We start from the raw sequence: 17296 nt of genomic DNA, 5'->3' as shown, positions 1-17296 counted from the left end.
TCAGTGCCTTTCCAGCTTGGGCCAGATCTCGTCCCAGGAACCCCGTCTACCGTCGTACCGCCACAGCAGTCCTTCCACCACCGGGGTCACCGTGGTGAAGTATGGCTTGAGCAGCCCCGGATCGAATCCCAGGAACAGCACGCCGTCCGCCGAATCCGGCGGCCGGTCGAAATACCAGTAGCCGCGATGTCCACTGTAGACGTGGTCGATGCCGTACCGCCTGCCGTAGAACTCCGTGGCGGCGGCGAACGGATAGATCTCGGCGTAGACCGCCGTGCGTGCGCGCTGATCCGGCGGCAGGGCCGCGTACACCTCGCCGACCGCCTTGACCAATTCCTGTTGCGGCAGTTCACCACCGGCGAAGGAACTGCCGAGCGCGATCGGCCCGAAGCTCGTCCTGGCCATGGTCGCCGGATAGATCGGCAGGCCCGCGAGGGTGATCACCGCCGAAAGCACCATCACCGGCCACGCCACCGGCCGCCATCGGGGGATGTGCTTCGCAAAGCCCGTCGCCGCGGCGGCGAACGGCAGCGCGAAGACGCCCATCAGATAGTAGGAACGTCCGTGCAGCACCAGGAACGCCACGATCAGCGCGGCTATCGCCACCCCCAGGAAGCGATAGCCGCGAAGTTCGCGGGAGAGGTTCAGCCGGACGAGGCCGTAGACGAACGCGAGCACACCAGCCCCGATCCCCGCCGTCAGGAAGCCGTCGCGCAGAAAGGGCCACGTTCCGGGGAATTCCGCCGAGACGACCTCGTTCATGATCAGATACGGCCAGCCGTTCCGCGCCTGCCAGAGCAACGTCGGGATCGTCGCGACGACGGCGATTCCCGCGCCGAGCCACAGTTTCGGCCGCCGCACGAGCTCTCTCGGCCCGAGCACCAGCGCGGAGAGCAGGGCGAGCACCCAGAAAGCCGGGACGAGGAACTTCGTCTGCAGGGAGACGGCGGTGACGACGCCCGCCCAGACCAGCAGCCCGTCCCGGCGGACGCGTACCCAGCGGACGACCAGCCAGACGATCACCGTCCAGAGGAACGGATCGAAGACGTAGGTGCCGATCCAGTGACTGACGATGATCACGCCGGACGTCGCGTAGAGCCCGGCCGCGAGCACCTGGGCGCCGCGTCCGCCGCCCAGTTCCCTGGCGATCAGCGCGGTGACGACCACACCGGCGGCGGCCGCCAGGGTCATCGGCAACCGCAGCATCACCAGCGAACCGGGGAACAGGGTGTCCATCGCCCCGGCCAGGGCGGGGATCAGCGGCGGCTGGTCGAAGTAGCCCCACGCGAGGTGTTCCTTGCCCGCCATCAGGAAGTACAGCTCGTCGAAACCGTGCGCGTAGCGGCCGCTCGTGGCCAGCAGCGCGGCCCCGGCCAAGGTGGCGACGACGAGCACCGGGAGACGGGCGAAGGTCTGCTCCCGTCCTGTTCGGACGGTCTGGGTCGCGATGCTCATGTTCTCCAGTCCAGCCGAGACGCTCGCTGCCGGATACCGGGTAAGGAGGGTCATGGGATAGACGAAAGTTGCGGATCACCCCGTCGCGGCCGCCGGGTGGTTACCGTGATCCGGTGGAGAGAAGCAGGTCGTTCCGGCCGGGCCCGGTCGACACCGGGTGGCTCACGCTGGCGGCGCTCGCGTTCGTGGGCCTGGACGTCACGCTGTACGTGTTCGGCGAACCGACGTCCGGCTGGGCGGGGCCCGCCGCGGGCGTCACCCTGCAGGTGCTGCTCGATCTCTCGCTGATCCTGCTGTTCCGGTTCCCCCGGCTGGTCGCGGGCCTGATCGTGGCGGGCGGGCTGCTGATGCTCGCCTCGGATCTGCTCTCCCCCGGCCTGCTGGTGCCGGAACGGCAGCTGACGCTGATGACCGTCCCGACGATCACCCCCGTGGTGCTGAGCCAGCTGGCCCGCCTGATCGACCGGCGGACCCTGCTGTGGCTGACCGCGATCCTGGCGGTCTGCGCGTCCCGGCCGTGGGACGCGCACTGGAACACCACCCCGTTCGGGCTGCTGAGCACGGCGCTGCCCACCACGCTTTCGCTGTATTTCGAGGCCCGGCGCCAGTTGCTGCGCTCGCTGCGGGACCGGGCCGAACGGGCCGAACGCGAACAGCACCTGCTCGCCGAACGCGCCCGTGCCGAGGAGCGGCGGAAACTGGCCGAGGAGATGCACGACGTCGTCACGCACCGGTTGAGCCTGATGGTGCTGCACGCCGGCGCGCTCGGCGTCGTCTCGGCGGACGAGGCGGTGCGGACCTCCGCGGAGGACATCCGTCGTGAAGGCGCGCTGGCGCTGGACGAACTGCGTGATCTCGTCGGGGTGCTGCGCAACGGCGCGAACGCCGGGCCGCCCACCCTGACCGAGGGCCAGGCGGGCGATCCGGCGACGCTGGTCGCCGAATCGGCGTCGGTGGGCATCCCGACCGAACTGATCGTGCGTGGCGACCCCGGGCGGATTTCCCCGACCGTCGCCCGGACGGCGTACCGGGTCGTGCAGGAGGCGCTGACGAACGTCCGCAAACACGCGCCGGGCTCGTCCGCGACCGTCGAACTCCGCCACCACGCGGACGGTGTGGACGTCGCGGTGGAGAACACGCGCGCGGGCACCCCACCGGATCCGGCGCTGGCCGGCAGCGGTTCGGGCGCCGGGCTGGCCGGATTGCGGCAACGGGTCGAGCTGATCGGCGGCCGGTTCGCGGCGGGGCCTCGGCCGGGCGGCGGATTCCGCGTCGATGCGATACTGCCCGCCTACGTCCCGACGGCGGAAGGGGATCGGTGATCCGGGTGGTCGTCGTCGACGACGAGCCGATGGTCTGCGCGCATCTGCGGACGATCCTCGGCTCCGCGGGCGACATCGAGGTGGTCGCGCAGGCACAGGACGGCGCCGAGGCGGTGGAGGCCGTGATCCGGCACAAGCCGCGCGTGGTGCTGATGGATCTGCGGATGCCCGGGGTCGACGGGCTGACCGCCATCGAGCGGATCGCGAAACTCCCGGAGCCGCCCGCGGTCGTCGCGCTGACGACGTTCGACGCGGATACCTACGTCATCCGCGCGTTGCGGGCGGGCGCGGCCGGGTTCCTGGTGAAATCCACCCCGCCGGAGGAGCTGATCGGGCTGGTCCGGGTCGCGGCCGACGGGCATACGGTGCTCTCCCCCGAAGCGGCGCGCCGTCTGGTGGCGATGTCGGCCGACGGGCGGCGTCGCGGGGACGACGCGCGCCGGAAGACCGAAGGGCTCACCGAACGCGAAATCGACGTCCTCGCCTGTCTCGGCGAAGGACTGTCCAATGCGGACATCGCGGCGCGGCTGCACCTGGCGGAGGCGACGGTGAAGAGCTACGTGTCGCGGATGCTGGTCAAGCTGGGCTGCGCGAACCGGACCCAGGCGGGACTGCTCGCGCACGAGGCCGGTCTGGTCAAGCGGTGAGCTGACCGTCGTAGCTCTTGCGGGCGTCGAGCACCTCGCCCATGTGGACCCGGGCCCATTTGTCGAGCATCTCGAGCGGTTCGGCGAGGTTGCGGCCGAGGGCGGTCAGCTCGTACTCCACGTGCGGAGGGATCTCCGGATACGCGGTGCGCGTCAGGATCCCGTCGCGGACGAGGCTGCGCAGGGTCTGGGTGAGGACCTTCTGCGAGATGCCGCGCACGCGTTTGCCGATCTCGGTGAACCGGAGCGGGCCGTCGCCGAGCACGCCGACGATCAGCACGGTCCACTGGTCGCCGATGCGGTCGAGCAGCGCGCGGGTCGGGCAGTCGGGGTCGTACGGGTTTCCGAGCACGTGACCTCCTCACTCTCCCGGGGAGAGTAACACGCTCAACGAGAGGGAGCGGGCTGCATCAACGCCTCGAACAGCAGGATCAGATGGCGGCGGCCGCGCTCCCAGCGCGCCTCCAGCTCGGTCTGGTCGCGGGTCGCCCAGCTGGCGATGAGGATGCCGCGGACGACGTCCATCGCCGTGTACACCGCGTGCAGGAACTCCGGATGCGCCGAATGGTCCGGCAGCAGGGCCTTGCCGAACTCGACCAGGCTGCTCGTCGCGATCGGCTCGACCACCGCCATCTGGGCGCGCAGTTCCGCGTCGGTCCGCGACGCCACCCACAGCTCGACGGTCGCCGAGAAGACCGGGCCCTGGTGCATCTCCCACAGCAGCTGCAACGCGTCCCCGACCGGGTCGGCCGAGGCCTTGAGCCGGTCGATCTCCGCCATCGCGACCTCGGTGCGCTTGGCCGCGAGATGCCGGATCGCCGAGGTGACGAGGTCGGTCTTGGTCGGGAAGTGGTGCACCTGCGCGCCGCGGGTCACCCCGGCGCGGTCCGCGACGCGGGTGGTCGTGGTGCCCGCGTAGCCGTACTCGACGAGACAGTCGATCGTGGCGTCGAGCAGCCTGACGCGCATCGCGGCGCTGCGTTCCTCCTGCGTGCGTCGTGGGGCTGCCATGCGCCTACTTTATGGTGCGCCGCGCGAGGCGCGCGCCACGAGGCTCTCGACCATGCGCCCGATGAAGTGGCCGAGGAAGCGGCGATACAACCAGCCGGTGCCCGGGATCTTGGCGGTGAACGTGGAATGCCAGTGGATCGCGGTGCCGTTCCGCTCGGGGGTGAGGTCGACGTAGGCGCGATAGTCCCGCACGGGGAGCCCCTTCTTCAGCGAGTAGCCGAAGCGTTTGCCGGGTTCGAGCGCGATGACCTCTTCACAGCTGTTGACGCCGTTGGTACTGAAGACGCCGATGGCGCCGAGACCGTTGGCGTCGCCCTTGTCGAGCAGGCGGAACGAGCCCATGGGCGACCAGTCGGGCCAATGCTCGCGGTCCACGAGGAGCGCGTAGACGACATCGGGGCTCGCGCTCGTGTGGCCGTGGACGGAAATGCGCTGGATCTTCGCCATGCGTTCTCCTTCACCGGGGTTCGTGCCAGGGAAAGCCATCCGGAGAGGCGGCCGCTCTGGCGAGCAGTTCCGCGTCGTCGTGGCCGTGGACGTCGTGGAGGAAGGGGAAGTCCTCTGGTCCGACGGTGAGTTTGGCGACCGGCCGGACCGGTACCGGGCTGGCGGCCTGGGTCGGCCGGATGTCCCCGTCCGCCGGTTCCAGGTCGAAGGTCGCGGACGGCAGCAGGTACACCGTTCCTGTCCGCCACGGCCGCCGCGCCAAGGCGGGCGCGCTGATCGAGAAGTGGTAGCGGGCCTCACCACTGGCCCGCACGCACGCGTTGCACATCGACACCGGCGCGCTGTCGCGATCGAGGATCGCGTAGAACATCGGCCAGATCCCGTCGGCCGCCGCGAACACCGCGTGCCTGCTGCCGAACTCCGTGATGTCCGGCGGACGGCGCGGGACGAATTCGGGGATACCCGGGTCGCCCGAGCCGTGCAGGACGAAATCCGCGCGGTCGGCGACGTGGCACAGGAACTGCCATTTCGGCGCGTCGACGTGGTAGGCGACAGGCCGGTCGGGGCCGGCCGCGAGCGCTTCGTCCAGCAGCGCGTCGAACCGCCCGCGCAGCGCGGCCGACGCCGGGACGGCGGGCCGGCGCAGCCAGAAGTCGGGCAGGCTCATGGTTACGACCTTAGCCAGACGACGCCCCTCCCCTCTCGCATTCAGAGGACTAAACGCGGGCGATGGGTACCGAGAGCGAAGTCCCGCCCAGTTCGAACGTCACCCGGGAGCCGAGCGCGGGCAGCGCCGGATCGAACATGTCCCCATCGGTCCCGCCCAGCACGAGCGCCAGCCGGTGCCCCGCCGGGACGACGTGGTCGAGGCTGCTCAGCCGGAACGTCATCGTGTACGCCTTACCCGGCACGAGCGGCTCACCCCGCCACAGTGACCGGTGATGGCCGAGGTCCGCCCATCCGGTCGCGACGATCTGTCTGTCCACAGTGGTCAGATCGGCGACGGTGTCGAGGAAGCAGCCGGTGTCCGCGGCGGTGCCCGCGCCCCAGCAGGAGCGGGTCGTCAGGTCCTTCGTGCCGAGCGCCGGCCACGTCGTGTTCCGCACGGTCGCGGGCCCGTAATCCACCAGCACCGCGCCGAGCCGCGCGCTCGGCTTGTCCGAACGGGCGGTCACCGTCACGGTGGCGGTCCCGGCCACGCGCGTGTCCACTCGCACGGGTTCACCGGCGAAGACGACCCGATCCGGGCTGGGCTGCGCCGGGTTCTCCACCCACTGTGACGCTCCGCGCGCCGGATCGTCGGTCACCGAAGCCGTGCCCGGCGACGGGCGATTCCCCAGCCCGCCTGACACCGATGGCCACATCACGCGCGTCCCCGTCACCGGTGGCCAGCGGCGTTCGTCGGTCCAGCGGTCCGGCGTGTGCTCGACGCGGATCGCGGGTTCGGTCTCGACGCCGTTGCGGACGCCGAGCAGCCAGCGGTCGAACCAGCGGTGCAGCGTCCGCACGAACAGCGACCGGTCGAGGTCGAACGGGTCGACGTGCGCCGCCTGGTGCAGCCACGCCTTGCGCGGCACACCGTGGGCGTTCAGCGCCTCCCACCAGGGTCCGAACTGGATCGGGTTGACGTTGAGATCGTGGAAGCCCATGGACGCGAAAACGCTCGCGCGCACCTTGCCGGTCTTCGCGACGTAGTCGAGCCCGCGCCAGTACTCGTTGAAGTTCCCGTCCGTCCCCGCGCGCCGCGCGTTGTCCTCTTCGAACGGACGGCACAGCTTCTCGGCACGCTCGTTGTAGAACCCGGCGCCGCCCGCCCACCCGAAGTAAGCGCCGTGGGAGTTGTGCACCTCGTAGTACGAACTGACCCCCGCGATCGGCACGATCGTCTTCAAACCCTCGATCCCGGACGCGGCCATCCCGATCGCCGTCGCGCCGTCCTGCGATTTCCCGATCGCGCCGACCGATCCGTTCGCCCAGTCCGCGCGGACCCGCTCGGGCCCGAACGGTGTGCGGAAGGCCTGGGCGCGCCCGTTGAGCCAGTTCACGACGCCGTTGCCGGACGCGACGTCGTCGAAGCACCCGGACGAGCGATTGGTGCCCCCGACGTCGACCAGCACGACCGCGTATCCGCGCGGGACGAAGTAGTTGTCGTAGAAGAGCGGGAACTGCGACGGCGTGCCGTCGGGGAGGTACGTCTTCGGCTGGCGCTCGTTGCCGCGCCCGACCTTTTCGAAGTACGGGCTGACGTCCATGATCACCGGGACGCGCTGCCCTCGCGCGGCCGGTTCCGCCGGGCGGATGATGTCGGCGGCGACGCGGTCCACCTGCCCGTCGCGGTCGAGGTCCTGGCCGGTCTCCACCCAGGCGGTCTCCCGGATGGCCTTCTCGTAGGAGAACACCGGCGCGCTGACGCCGTCACGCAGGACGAACGCGGGTGACGCGACGGCGGGTGCGGCGGTGAACAGCAGTGTCGCCACGACGGTGGCGGTCAAGGTCTTGAGCCCCATCGTCCGAGTATCGCTTACAAAACCCGAACATTTCCCCCACATTCCTCGTATCCGGTCGCGCCACGCTCTTCGCATGCTGAAACACACCATCGCCGTCTGCCTCACCGCCGCCGGCCTCGTCGCGCTCGCGCCCGCCGCCTCGGCCCAGGCGCCGATCACCCTGAGCCCCGAAGAGTCCCAGACGCTGTGCGCCGAATGGCTGCCCAAGCTCACCCAGCGCACCACGAAGCTCACCGAACGCATCAACGGCGGCCCCGAGGTCCGCGGTTCGGTCGCGAACCTCAAGGCCAGGGCCGAGGGCCAGCGCAAGAAGGGCCACAACGACACCGCCGACAGGCTCCAGAAGCGCGCCGACAAGCGCAGCGGACGGCTTCCCGAACTCGCCGCGGCGAAGCAGAAACTCGACGCGTTCGCCGGTGCGCACTGCAAGGCGGGCAAGTGAAACGCCTCCTGGCCGCGGGTTTGACCGCGCTCGCGTTGTTCGGCACGGCCGCGTGCACAGACGACGAGCCCGCGTCGAGCCCGGCGCCGGGTGAGCTGAGCGACGTCCAGCACACCCTCGACTCGATCGAACAGGACATGGCCGGCGACCCGGCCCCGTGACAGGATCGGCCGGTGACGACACAACCGGGACGCGGGCTGGTGCTGGTCGTCGAGGACGACCCCGCGATCGCCGAACTCGCCTCGCTGTACCTGCGGCGGGACGGGTTCGGCGTGCACGTGGAGGCGGACGGCGGCGCGGCACTGGCCACGATCCGGCGGACGCGCCCGGCCGCGATCGTGCTCGACATCGGGCTGTCCGGAATGGACGGTATAGAGATCTGCCGGACGCTGCGCGCGGACGGCGACTGGACCCCCGTGCTGTTCGTGACCGCGCGCGACGACGAGCTGGACCGCCTGCTGGGCTTGGAGATCGGCGCGGACGACTACCTGACGAAACCGTTCAGCCCGCGTGAACTCTCGGCGCGGGTCCGGACCGTGCTGCGGCGGGCCGCCGGGACGCCGTCGCCCACCGAGACCTACACCGCGGGCGACGTCCGGGTCGACGTCACGCAGCGTCGTGTCTGGGCGGGCGGTGCCGAGATCGCGCTGACGTCGACCGAGTTCGATCTGCTGACCCATCTGGCTCGACGGCCGGGCCAGGTGTTCAGCCGCGAGCAGCTGCTCAGTTCCGTCTGGGGGTACGCGGCGTCGGCGGGCACGCGGACCGTCGACGTCCACATCGCCCAGCTGCGCGGGAAACTGGGCGAGCACAGTCCGATCAGGACGGTCCGCGGGATCGGCTACGCGGCGGACGCCGGATGAACCGGACGTCGCTCGCGCTGCGGATCACCGTGGTCTGCCTCGCGATCGCCGCGGTCGCGGTGGTGGTCGCCGGGCTGGTCGCGGCCCGGCTCATCCGCACCACCGGCACCGACGTGCTCCGGCAGTCGCTCTCGGCACAGGCCGACGTGGTCGCGAGCCAGCTGGACGAGACCGGGATCGGCAACCGGCTCAGCGTCGGCAAGGTCGCCGAAGTCGTACGCGGACAAGGGATCGACGTCGTCGTCCGCCGTCCGAACGGGACACTCGGCGGCGCCGGGACGGAAGCGGCGATCGCCGCCACCAAGGCGGGCCTGACCCGCACCGGCTCGGCCACGGTGCTCGTCGAGGGACGGCAATACCTGGTCGAAGTCCGCACCGTGGGCGCCAAGGGGGCCGCGTTCGCGCTCGTCCAGGCTACGGAGATCGGCGAGGCGCGTGCCCGGACGCTGGTGCGCAACACCGTGCTCGCGCTCGGCGCCGGGCTGGCGGTCGCCGCGATCGCCGGGCTGGTGCTGAGCCGGATGCTGTCGCGGCCGCTGCGCCGGGTCGCGTCGGTGGCGAGCGGGATGCGCGCCGGGCGTCGTGACCTGCGGGTTCCGGTGGAAGGCCCGTCCGAGGTCGCGGACGTGGCGAAATCGGTCAACGAGCTGGCCGACGCGCTGCAGTACAGCGAGGCGCGGCAGCGCGAGTTCCTGCTTTCGGTGTCGCACGAACTGCGGACGCCGCTGACCGCCGTCACCGGATTCGCCGAAGCGATCGGTGACGGCGTGGCCGAAGGCGAGGACGCGCGCCGCGCCGGGCAGACCATCCATCGCGAGGCGGAACGCCTGGAACGCCTGGTCAGCGATCTGCTGGAGCTGGCGCGGCTGGGCGCGGACGAGTTCCGCCTCGACCCGGCGCGGCTCGATCTCGCCGCGCTGGTCGACGAATGCGCGGACGTCTGGCGGCTGCGGTGCGCGCGGCAGGACGTCACGCTGGTGGTCGAGCGGCCGCCCGGCGAGGTGCCGGTCATCGCCGATCCGCGGCGGCTCCGCCAGGTCGTCGACGGACTGGCCGAGAACGCCCTGCGCGTGACCCCGGCGGGCGCACCGATCGTGTTCTCGCTGGTCGCGGCGGACGGCCAGGCCCGGCTGGCGGTGCGGGACGGCGGTCCCGGACTGGCGCCGGAGGACTATCCGGTCGCGTTCGAGCGCGGGGTGCTGAACCGGCGCTACCGCGACAGCCGCCCGGCCGGTTCAGGTATCGGGCTCGCGCTGGCCCACGGCCTGGTCACCCGGATGGGCGGCACGCTGACGGCTGGCCCGGCGCCGGAAGGCGGAGCCGCGTTCACGGTGGCTCTGCGGTTAGGGTGATCGGGTGGAGATGTTGCACCTGCGGTATTTCGTGGCCGTCGCCGAGGAACTGAACTTCTCCCAGGCGGCCCGCAAACTGCATATGGCCGCCTCCCCGCTGAGCCAGCGCATCAAGGATCTCGAACACGAACTGGGCCACCGGCTGTTCGACCGCAGCACGCACCACGTCACGCTCACCGCGGCGGGTTCCGCGCTGCTGCCCATCGCGCGGGACGTCCTCGAACAGGTCAACGCGATCCCGTGGCGGCTGCAGGAAGCGGTGAAACCCCGGCGGAGCACGGTGTTCGTCGGCATCCCCGCCGGCGTGCACCCGGCCTTGCGCGAGCGGGTCAAACGCCTCGAAGAACGCTGTCACGACCGCTTCGAGCTCAAGCGCTGGCCGGGCACGACCCCCGATCTGGTCGCCGCCGTGCACGAAGGCAAGCTGGCGTTGTCGCTGGTCCGGATGCCGGTGACCGATCCCGCCCTGGAGATCGTCCCGGTTCAGGTGGAGCGGCTCGGCGCGGTCGTCCCGGCCGCCCGGTTCGCCGGACGGGAAACCGTGGACCTCGCCGAATTACGTGATCTGTCCTACATCCCGTCGGCGTCGGAGAGCATTCCGGCCTATTCGGACGATATGGACCACACCCTGTCGAAAGCGGGCATCAAGAAAAGGCTCAAGGTCGGCGGAACCGAATATTCGGGCATTTCAGAATTGGTGGCGAACGGTTCGTCGTTCTCGATCACGATGCTCGATCCGGCCAGCCCGATGCATCTGTTCCTGGTCGACGGCGCGACCATCCTGCCGTTCGCCGATTTCCGCCCCCAGCTGGAGACCGCCCTGGTCTGGCGGCGCGACCGCGGCGAGGAGGGCGACCTCGCCGAACTCGTGGCCGGGGTCCGCGAGATCTTCGCCGAACCGCTTTCGACCTGAAGAATGGTATGACCACCGTGGTCATACCATTCTTCTTTTCTTGATCATTCCCTTTGCCGCAATTCGCGCCTAACTTCGGTCGTAGAGCGAACAACGGCGAAGGGAAGCACAATGACTCACACCGCCACCGGACCACTGGACGGCGTTCGCGTGATCGACCTCTCGACGGTCGTCATGGGCCCGTACGCCGCGCAGATCCTCGGCGACCTGGGCGCCGACGTGATCAAGATCGAGTCCCCCGCCGACACCGTGCGGGTGGGCAGGTTCCGGACGACGCCGGGCATGACCGCGCTCAACCTCAACGTGAACCGCAACAAGCGCAGCGTCGCCCTCAACCTCAAGGACGAAGAGGAACGCGAGCAGGCGCTCAAGCTGATCGACACCGCCGACGTGCTGATCACCAACATGCGCCCCGGCGCGCTGAGCAGGCTCGGCATGAACTACGCCGACCTCGCCGCGCGCAACCCCGGCCTGGTCTACGCCCACGCGCAAGGCTTCCGCGGCGACTCCGACCGCGCCGGTCACGCCGCCTACGACGAGACGGTGCAGGCGTCGTCCGGGCTGGTCGACGTCGCGAACCGCGCGCTGGGCAAGCCGGTCTACCTGCCGACGATCATCGGCGACAAGGTCTCGTCCCTGACCATCGCCTACACCGTGCTCGCCGCGCTGGTGCACCGCGACCGGACCGGCGAGGGCCAGCGGGTCGAGATCCCGATGACCGACACGCTGATCGCGTTCAACCTCGTCGAGCATCTCGCCGGGCACGTCTTCGAGCCCGCCGAGGGACCGACCGGTTTCGGTCCGTCGATGAACCCCGGCCACCAGGCGGTGCACACCAAGGACGGAATGGCCTGCGTGATCCCGTACAACCCGCAGAACTTCCGCGACTTCTTCCACGCCGCCGGGCGGCCGGAACTGGCCGAGGACCCGCGGGTCAACGGCGACGCGATCGACGGCGCCGACCACGAGGCACTGGCCGCGATGATCGCCGAATGCGCCCCGGCGCTGACCACCGCGGAATGGACCGAGGTCTGCGCGAAGCACAGCATCCCGATGGCCCCGGTCCTCGAACTCGACCACGCGCAGGACGACGAATACGTCCGCGACGGCCACCTGCTCGACGTCGTGGAGCACCCGAGCGAGGGCTCGATCCGCACCATCGGTATCCCGGTGAAGTTCTCCGCGACCCCCGGTTCCGTCCGGCGCCTGGCTCCCCTGCCGGGTCAGGACACCGAAGACGTCCTGCGCGAACTCGCCACCACTCGCTGAGGAAGAACCATGAGCAACGAAGTACGCACGGAACGGGTCGGCGGCACGCTGCTGATCACGATCGACCGGCCGCAGACTCGCAACGCGGTGAACGCCGCCGTCGCGGCAGGTCTGGCCGAAGCACTGGACCTGCTGGAATCCGATCCCACGTTGCGGGCCGGGGTCCTGACCGGCGCGGACGGCTCGTTCAGCGCCGGCATGGATCTCAAGGCGGCGCTGAAGGGCGAATCGCCCGAGATCCCCGGCCGCGGGTTCGGCGGGCTGACCGAGGCCGAACTGTCGAAGCCCTTGATCGCCGCCGTCGAGGGCTGGGCGATGGGTGGCGGGTTCGAACTGGCGCTGGGCTGCGACCTCATCGTCGCCGCCGAGGACGCGAAGTTCGGGCTCCCCGAAGTGAAACGCGGGTTGATCGCCGCCGGGGGCGGTGTGATCCGGCTGCCGAAGCGGATCCCGCATCACCTGGCGATGGAGTTCCTGCTCACCGGAGAGCCGATCGGCGCCGAACGCGCCGGAAGCCTGGGCCTGGTGAACCGGGTCGTGCCGATCGGCGAGGCCGCCGCGGTCGCCCTGCAACTGGCCGAGCGGATCGCCGCCAACGCTCCCCTGGCGCTGGCACTGGTCAAAAAGATCGTCCGCGCGGCGGACGGCGTCCCCGACGCGCAAGCGTTTGCCTCTCAGCGTTCGGAGCTTCCGGCGCTGATGAAGTCGGCCGACGTCCGCGAAGGCATGCAGGCCTTCGCCGAGCGCCGCGCTCCACAGTGGACTGGAGAGTGAGATGAAGCAGCAAGACGTTCTCCGGCACGTGACCACGCCGCTCACGAACCCCGCGTACGCACCGGTGGTGCCGCGGTTCACGAACCGCGAGTACCTGAACATCGTCTACCGCACGGACGCCGACGCCCTGCGCGCCGTCGTGCCGGAGCCGCTGCGGATCGACGAGCCGCTGGTGCGGTTCGAGGTGATGAAGATGGGCGACGTCAGCGGTTACGGGCCCTACACCGAGTCCGGGCAAGCGATCCCGGTGAGCTTCGAGGGCGAACGCGGCGAGTACCTGCACGCGATGTACCTCGACAACTTCCCGGCCACCGCGTCCGGCCGCGAGATCAGCGCCTACCCGAAGACCATCGGCTCGCCGAGGCTGTTCGCCGAGAACGGCGCGCTCGTCGGGACCCTGGACTACGGCAGCCAGCGCGTCGCCACCGCGACCATGGGCTACAAGCACCACCGGCTGGACGTGGCCGAGGCGGAAGCGCAGATCACCGTGCCGACGTTCATGCTCAAGACCATCCCGGACTACGACGGTTCGCCCCGGGTCTTCGAGCTGGTCCGCACCGAGATCACCGACGTGGTGGTCAAGGAGGCCTGGACCGGGCCGGCGCGGCTGCAGCTGTTCCAGCACGTGCTGGCCCCGCTCGCCGATCTCCCGGTGCGGGAGGTCGTCTCCGCGAGCCACATCCTCACCGACCTGACGCTCGCCCCGGTCAAGCCGGTCTTCGACTACTTGAAGGGAGCACGGTCATGACTTTTCGCACCGCCGCCGTGATCGGCGCGGGCACGATCGGCCTGTCGTGGACGGCGTTGTTCGCCGCGCACGGCATGGAGGTCCAGGTCTCGGATCCGCGGCCCGACCTCGCCGACGCCGTCGCGGACGCACTGGAGACGTTCGCCCCGCATCTCGGCCGGTCCGTCGCGGAACTCGCCCCTCGCGTCCACCTCGCCGCCGACGTCGCGGAGGCCGTCCGGAACGCGGACGTCGTGCAGGAGAACGGACCCGAGAACGTCGAGTTCAAAAAGGACCTGTTCGCGACGCTGGTCCGCGAAGCACCGTCTTACGCGTTGTTGCTCAGCTCGTCGTCCGCGATCCCTTCGACGGCGTTCGCGGCGGAGCTGGACGACGCGTCGCGAGTCCTCATCGGACACCCGTTCAACCCGCCGCATCTGATCCCGCTGGTCGAGGTCGTACCCGGTGAGCGCACGAGTGCCGAGTCGGTCGAGCGAGCCGTGGAGTTCTACCGGTTCGTCGGCCGTACCCCGGTGGTGGAACGCAAGGAGATCCCCGGCTTCGTCGGCAACCGGCTGCAGAACGCGCTGAGCCGCGAGGCGATCTACCTGGTGGAACAGGGTGTCGTGTCACCGTCCGAACTGGACACGGTGATGACGAACTCGCTCGGCATCCGCTGGTCGACGGTCGGGCCGTTCCTCGGCTCCCATCTGGGCGGCGGCCCCGGCGGCTACCGGCACATGGCCGAGCACATCGGCAAGTCGATGAAGAAGATGTGGGCGGGCCTCGGGCAGCCCTCGCAAGACCCCGAAGAACAGGAACGGCTCATCGAAGCCGTGGAATCCGCTTACGGCTCCTCCACGTACTCGGAACTCGCCGAGACGCGCGACCGCAAGCAGCTCGCTGTTCTGTCCGCTTTGGACAGTGCCGCCAGGGAGGAGAACTGACATGACCGCCGACTTCTACGCTTACGAAGACCTGCTGCCCGAGGAGGAGCGCAAGCTGCTGCTCAAGACGCGCGACTTCATGCGCACCGAGGTCAAGCCGCTGGTGAACGAGTACTGGGCCAAGGGCGAGTTCCCGCACGAACTCGTCGGCAAGTTCCGCGAACTCGGCCTCGCCGGGCTGCCCTACGAGGGCTACGGCGAACACCTTCCGGCCACCAGCCACCTGCTCAGCGGCATGATGGCGATGGAGATGACCCGCACGGACCCGTCCGTGGCCACGTTCTTCGGTGTCCACAACGGACTCGCGATGTACAGTATCTACTCCGGCGGCAGCCAGGAACAGCGTGACCGCTGGCTCCCGTCGATGGCGGCGATGGACAAGATCGGCGCCTTCGCGATGACCGAACCGCTCGGCGGTTCCGACGTCGCGGGCGGCATGCGCACCACGGCAAGGCGCGAGGGCGACACCTGGGTCCTCAACGGCGCCAAGAAGTGGATCGGCAACGCGACCTTCGCCGACCTGGTCATCGTGTGGGCCCGCGACGAGGAAGACAACAACGTCAAGGGTTTCGTGGTCGAGAAGGACTCGCCCGGATTCGTGCCGGTCAAGATCGAGAACAAATTCGCGTTCCGGATCGTGGAGAACGCCGAGATCACGCTGACCGACGTCCGGGTGCCGGAGGCCGACCGGCTGCAGGGCATCGACTCGTTCCGCGACGTCGCCGAGATCCTGCGCGCGACCCGGGGCGGCGTGGCCTGGCAGGCGCTGGGCGTGATGATCGGCGCCTACGAACTCGCGCTGGACTACGCCAAGGAGCGCGAGCAGTTCGGCCGTCCGATCGCGCGGTTCCAGCTGGTGCAGGACCTGCTGGTGAAGAGCCTCGGCAACATCACCGCGTCGTGGGGCATGCTGGTGCAGCTCGCGCGGCTGCAGGACGCCGGGATCTTCAAGGACGAGCACTCGTCGCTGGCGAAGGCGTTCGTGACCTCGCGGATGCGGGAGGTCGTCGCCTGGGGCCGTGAGATATTCGGCGGCAACGGGATCGTGCTGGACAACGACATCATGCGGTTCTTCACCGACGCCGAGGCGATCTATTCGTTCGAAGGCACGCGGGAGATGAACACGCTGATCGTCGGGAAGGCGATCACCGGCCAGAGCGCCTTCGTGTAAGCGGCGCTTTGCGCGTGAAGGCCCCCTTCCCTCTGCTGAGCCGAGGGAAGGGGGCCTTCACGCGCGGTACTTCGTGCCGCAGGTGTCCTGGGTGCCGGACGAGAAACCGTCGCGGAAGGCGGCGACCCTCGCGAAACCCGCCGGGAGCGTCCGGCCCCGGACGTCCGCCGCGATCAGGCTGTTCCGCGTCAGCATCTCGGCGATCGCCTCGTCGAGGTCGCCCGGTGACAACGTGAGCGCCCCACCTTCCGTGAGGGTCGACGCCCAGAAGCCGGTGAGGCACGCGGTGCGCTGCGCGGCCACCGGCCCGTCGAGCCGGAACCCGCCTTCCTGCTGGACAGCGAGCGTGTAGCGCGACGCGACCTCGGCGAACGCGGCGAAGTCACCGATGCCGCCCTGCCGCCCCCTGCGCGGCGGGGTCCCGATGCGGACGAGACCGTCGAGGTCGAGGTTGATCTGGTTGGACTCCGAGCAGTACGACGCGAGCGCGTCCTCCGCCGTCACGCCGCAGGCCGCTCCGGTGGTGAGCGTCGGCGGGGTGGCCGCGAGCCGGAAGGCCTGCCGCAGGCTGGTGGTGAGGTCGGCCAGGGCCTGCCGGTCGTCGAGGCGGACGTTCGCCGCGGCCGAACCGAATCCGCCCTGTGTGCTCCGGCCTTCGATTTCCCGCACGTCGATCTTCGCGCATCGCGCGGGTCCGTCGGTGAACCCGAACTGGAACGCGGAAACCCGGTCGAACGCGTTGCCGTGCGCCCCGTCGTCGTCGAAGGCGACCCCTGCGGAGTCCCGGATCTGGAACAGGGCGGTGAGCACTTCGTTGAGCCCGCGGCCGGTGGAGACCTGGAACATGGGCGACTTGTCCTCGGCGACCCAGCGGAGGTACGCCCCGGTGTAGCAATCGGCCTGCTGCTCCTTGACGATCGACGGCGCCGCGCCCGGCAGACCGAGCCGGAACTGGACGGCGTGGCCGATCTCGTGGGCGAGCACGGTCATCACCGCCGCCGGGCCGAGGGAATCGTTGAGCATCGGCAACAACTCCCCGCGATCCCACGCGACGACGTCTTCCCCCGAGCAATAGAAGGCGTTCACCAGCCCGGCGGTCGAGGTGCCGCAGACCTCGCGGCCGCGGCCGCCCGAGTCGTAGGAGACGAGCGTGGTCAGCGGCCGGAACTCGCGGTCGAAGGTCGCGGGCAGATGCTCGCGCCAATACCGCTGAACGTCGGCGACGGCGTTGGCCGCGAGCCGGTCGATCTCGCCGCCGTCACCCCCGACGACCGGGAGACCGGCGTCGAGCACGCCGGGTTTGAACCCGCTGGGGCCGTCGGTGATCTCGAGCCCCGCGACGCGGGTGGGGTCCACCGGTTGTGCCGCTCCCCCTACCGTCGCGGCACAACCGGTGAGGAACAGAGACAGGCTCGCCATGATCGCCCAGCCGGACCGACGTTTCATCAC

Annotated in this window: 19 protein-coding genes; 12 read left to right on the top strand and 7 right to left on the bottom strand. The window is 69.8% G+C overall.

Annotated elements, in window-relative coordinates:
- The gene (locus tag ED92_RS26505; RefSeq protein WP_037343036.1) at positions 1-1455 is read right to left on the bottom strand and encodes a glycosyltransferase family 39 protein; all 1455 of its coding nucleotides are present in this window, start codon (positions 1453-1455) and stop codon (positions 1-3) included.
- A 113-nt stretch (positions 1456-1568) separates the two neighbouring features.
- Between ED92_RS26505 and ED92_RS26500 the strand changes: the two genes are divergently transcribed.
- A complete protein-coding gene (locus ED92_RS26500; protein ID WP_037343465.1) occupies positions 1569-2777 on the top strand; it encodes a sensor histidine kinase in 1209 nt (402 codons plus the stop codon).
- Positions 2774-3424 (top strand): response regulator transcription factor, encoded by a 651-nt coding sequence (locus tag ED92_RS26495; RefSeq protein ID WP_037343034.1) that lies wholly within the window; start codon positions 2774-2776, stop codon positions 3422-3424. Before ED92_RS26500 ends, ED92_RS26495 begins: the two co-directional genes overlap by 4 nt.
- Here ED92_RS26495 and ED92_RS26490 read toward each other — a convergent pair.
- Genes ED92_RS26490 through ED92_RS26470 form a run of 5 tightly spaced genes read right to left on the bottom strand, consistent with a single transcriptional unit; the run spans position 3414 to position 7389 of the window.
- The gene (locus ED92_RS26490) at positions 3414-3776 is read right to left on the bottom strand and encodes a helix-turn-helix domain-containing protein (protein ID WP_037343032.1); all 363 of its coding nucleotides are present in this window, start codon (positions 3774-3776) and stop codon (positions 3414-3416) included. The genes ED92_RS26495 and ED92_RS26490 overlap by 11 nt on opposite strands.
- Before the next feature lie 35 nt (positions 3777-3811).
- Positions 3812-4393 (bottom strand): TetR/AcrR family transcriptional regulator, encoded by a 582-nt coding sequence (locus ED92_RS26485; RefSeq protein WP_016332589.1) that lies wholly within the window; start codon positions 4391-4393, stop codon positions 3812-3814.
- A gap of 51 nt (positions 4394-4444) precedes the next feature.
- Positions 4445-4882 carry an SRPBCC family protein gene (locus tag ED92_RS26480; RefSeq protein WP_037343029.1) on the bottom strand — a complete coding sequence of 146 codons (438 nt, stop codon included), beginning with the start codon at positions 4880-4882 and terminating at the stop codon, positions 4445-4447.
- Between the two features lie 10 nt (positions 4883-4892).
- Positions 4893-5549, bottom strand: a complete 657-nt coding sequence (locus ED92_RS26475) for a hypothetical protein (RefSeq protein WP_037343028.1) — start codon at positions 5547-5549, stop codon at positions 4893-4895.
- A 49-nt stretch (positions 5550-5598) separates the two neighbouring features.
- Complete coding sequence (locus tag ED92_RS26470; RefSeq protein ID WP_037343027.1) at positions 5599-7389, bottom strand: CocE/NonD family hydrolase; 1791 nt, start codon at positions 7387-7389, stop codon at positions 5599-5601.
- Positions 7390-7462: 73 nt separating this feature from the next.
- On the opposite strand from ED92_RS26470, the gene ED92_RS26465 reads away from it, so the two are divergent.
- From ED92_RS26465 to ED92_RS26425, 10 genes are all read left to right on the top strand, one after another.
- A complete protein-coding gene (locus tag ED92_RS26465; protein ID WP_037343026.1) occupies positions 7463-7831 on the top strand; it encodes a hypothetical protein in 369 nt (122 codons plus the stop codon).
- Positions 7828-7992, top strand: a complete 165-nt coding sequence (locus ED92_RS43045; RefSeq protein WP_162836901.1) for a hypothetical protein — start codon at positions 7828-7830, stop codon at positions 7990-7992. The genes ED92_RS26465 and ED92_RS43045 overlap by 4 nt, the downstream gene beginning before the upstream one ends.
- Positions 7993-8004: 12 nt before the next feature.
- On the top strand, positions 8005-8694 hold the full coding sequence (locus tag ED92_RS26460; RefSeq protein ID WP_037343024.1) for a response regulator transcription factor: 690 nt from the start codon (positions 8005-8007) through the stop codon (positions 8692-8694).
- The gene (locus ED92_RS26455; protein ID WP_037343023.1) at positions 8691-10046 is read left to right on the top strand and encodes a HAMP domain-containing sensor histidine kinase; all 1356 of its coding nucleotides are present in this window, start codon (positions 8691-8693) and stop codon (positions 10044-10046) included. The genes ED92_RS26460 and ED92_RS26455 overlap by 4 nt, the downstream gene beginning before the upstream one ends.
- 4 nt (positions 10047-10050) lie before the next feature.
- On the top strand, positions 10051-10959 hold the full coding sequence (locus tag ED92_RS26450) for a LysR family transcriptional regulator (protein WP_037343021.1): 909 nt from the start codon (positions 10051-10053) through the stop codon (positions 10957-10959).
- Positions 10960-11070: 111 nt separating this feature from the next.
- Positions 11071-12228 carry a CaiB/BaiF CoA-transferase family protein gene (locus tag ED92_RS26445; RefSeq protein ID WP_037343019.1) on the top strand — a complete coding sequence of 386 codons (1158 nt, stop codon included), beginning with the start codon at positions 11071-11073 and terminating at the stop codon, positions 12226-12228.
- 9 nt (positions 12229-12237) lie between these two features.
- Positions 12238-13002, top strand: a complete 765-nt coding sequence (locus ED92_RS26440; protein WP_037343016.1) for a crotonase/enoyl-CoA hydratase family protein — start codon at positions 12238-12240, stop codon at positions 13000-13002.
- 1 nt (position 13003) lies between these two features.
- The gene (locus ED92_RS26435) at positions 13004-13750 is read left to right on the top strand and encodes an acetoacetate decarboxylase (RefSeq protein ID WP_037343014.1); all 747 of its coding nucleotides are present in this window, start codon (positions 13004-13006) and stop codon (positions 13748-13750) included.
- Complete coding sequence (locus tag ED92_RS26430; protein WP_037343011.1) at positions 13747-14676, top strand: 3-hydroxyacyl-CoA dehydrogenase NAD-binding domain-containing protein; 930 nt, start codon at positions 13747-13749, stop codon at positions 14674-14676. Before ED92_RS26435 ends, ED92_RS26430 begins: the two co-directional genes overlap by 4 nt.
- Before the next feature lies 1 nt (position 14677).
- Entirely contained in the window at positions 14678-15847 is a 1170-nt protein-coding gene (locus ED92_RS26425) for an acyl-CoA dehydrogenase family protein (RefSeq protein ID WP_037343009.1), read from the top strand.
- Between the two features lie 57 nt (positions 15848-15904).
- Here the strand turns inward: ED92_RS26425 and ED92_RS26420 are convergent, their stop codons facing one another.
- On the bottom strand, positions 15905-17293 hold the full coding sequence (locus ED92_RS26420; RefSeq protein WP_037343007.1) for a neutral zinc metallopeptidase: 1389 nt from the start codon (positions 17291-17293) through the stop codon (positions 15905-15907).
- Positions 17294-17296 lie beyond the last annotated feature (3 nt).

The organism is Amycolatopsis sp. MJM2582 (assembly GCF_000754115.1).
GTDB lineage: Bacteria > Actinomycetota > Actinomycetes > Mycobacteriales > Pseudonocardiaceae > Amycolatopsis > Amycolatopsis japonica.
Note: the sequence above shows the minus strand (reverse complement) of the source record. Positions and strands in the feature narration are given on the sequence as shown.

What these genes read in the sequence shown, in the direction of transcription:
- ED92_RS26505 (WP_037343036.1), bottom strand. Translation starts at nt 1,455, where the DNA reads ATGAGCATCGCGACCCAGACCGTCCGAACAGGACGGGAGCAGACCTTC.
- ED92_RS26485 (WP_016332589.1), bottom strand. Translation starts at nt 4,393, where the DNA reads ATGCGCGTCAGGCTGCTCGACGCCACGATCGACTGTCTCGTCGAGTAC.
- ED92_RS26480 (WP_037343029.1), bottom strand. Translation starts at nt 4,882, where the DNA reads ATGGCGAAGATCCAGCGCATTTCCGTCCACGGCCACACGAGCGCGAGC.
- ED92_RS26475 (WP_037343028.1), bottom strand. Translation starts at nt 5,549, where the DNA reads ATGAGCCTGCCCGACTTCTGGCTGCGCCGGCCCGCCGTCCCGGCGTCG.
- ED92_RS26470 (WP_037343027.1), bottom strand. Translation starts at nt 7,389, where the DNA reads ATGGGGCTCAAGACCTTGACCGCCACCGTCGTGGCGACACTGCTGTTC.
- ED92_RS26465 (WP_037343026.1), top strand. Translation starts at nt 7,463, where the DNA reads ATGCTGAAACACACCATCGCCGTCTGCCTCACCGCCGCCGGCCTCGTC.
- ED92_RS26455 (WP_037343023.1), top strand. Translation starts at nt 8,691, where the DNA reads ATGAACCGGACGTCGCTCGCGCTGCGGATCACCGTGGTCTGCCTCGCG.
- ED92_RS26445 (WP_037343019.1), top strand. Translation starts at nt 11,071, where the DNA reads ATGACTCACACCGCCACCGGACCACTGGACGGCGTTCGCGTGATCGAC.
- ED92_RS26440 (WP_037343016.1), top strand. Translation starts at nt 12,238, where the DNA reads ATGAGCAACGAAGTACGCACGGAACGGGTCGGCGGCACGCTGCTGATC.
- ED92_RS26435 (WP_037343014.1), top strand. Translation starts at nt 13,004, where the DNA reads ATGAAGCAGCAAGACGTTCTCCGGCACGTGACCACGCCGCTCACGAAC.
- ED92_RS26430 (WP_037343011.1), top strand. Translation starts at nt 13,747, where the DNA reads ATGACTTTTCGCACCGCCGCCGTGATCGGCGCGGGCACGATCGGCCTG.
- ED92_RS26425 (WP_037343009.1), top strand. Translation starts at nt 14,678, where the DNA reads ATGACCGCCGACTTCTACGCTTACGAAGACCTGCTGCCCGAGGAGGAG.
- ED92_RS26420 (WP_037343007.1), bottom strand. Translation starts at nt 17,293, where the DNA reads ATGAAACGTCGGTCCGGCTGGGCGATCATGGCGAGCCTGTCTCTGTTC.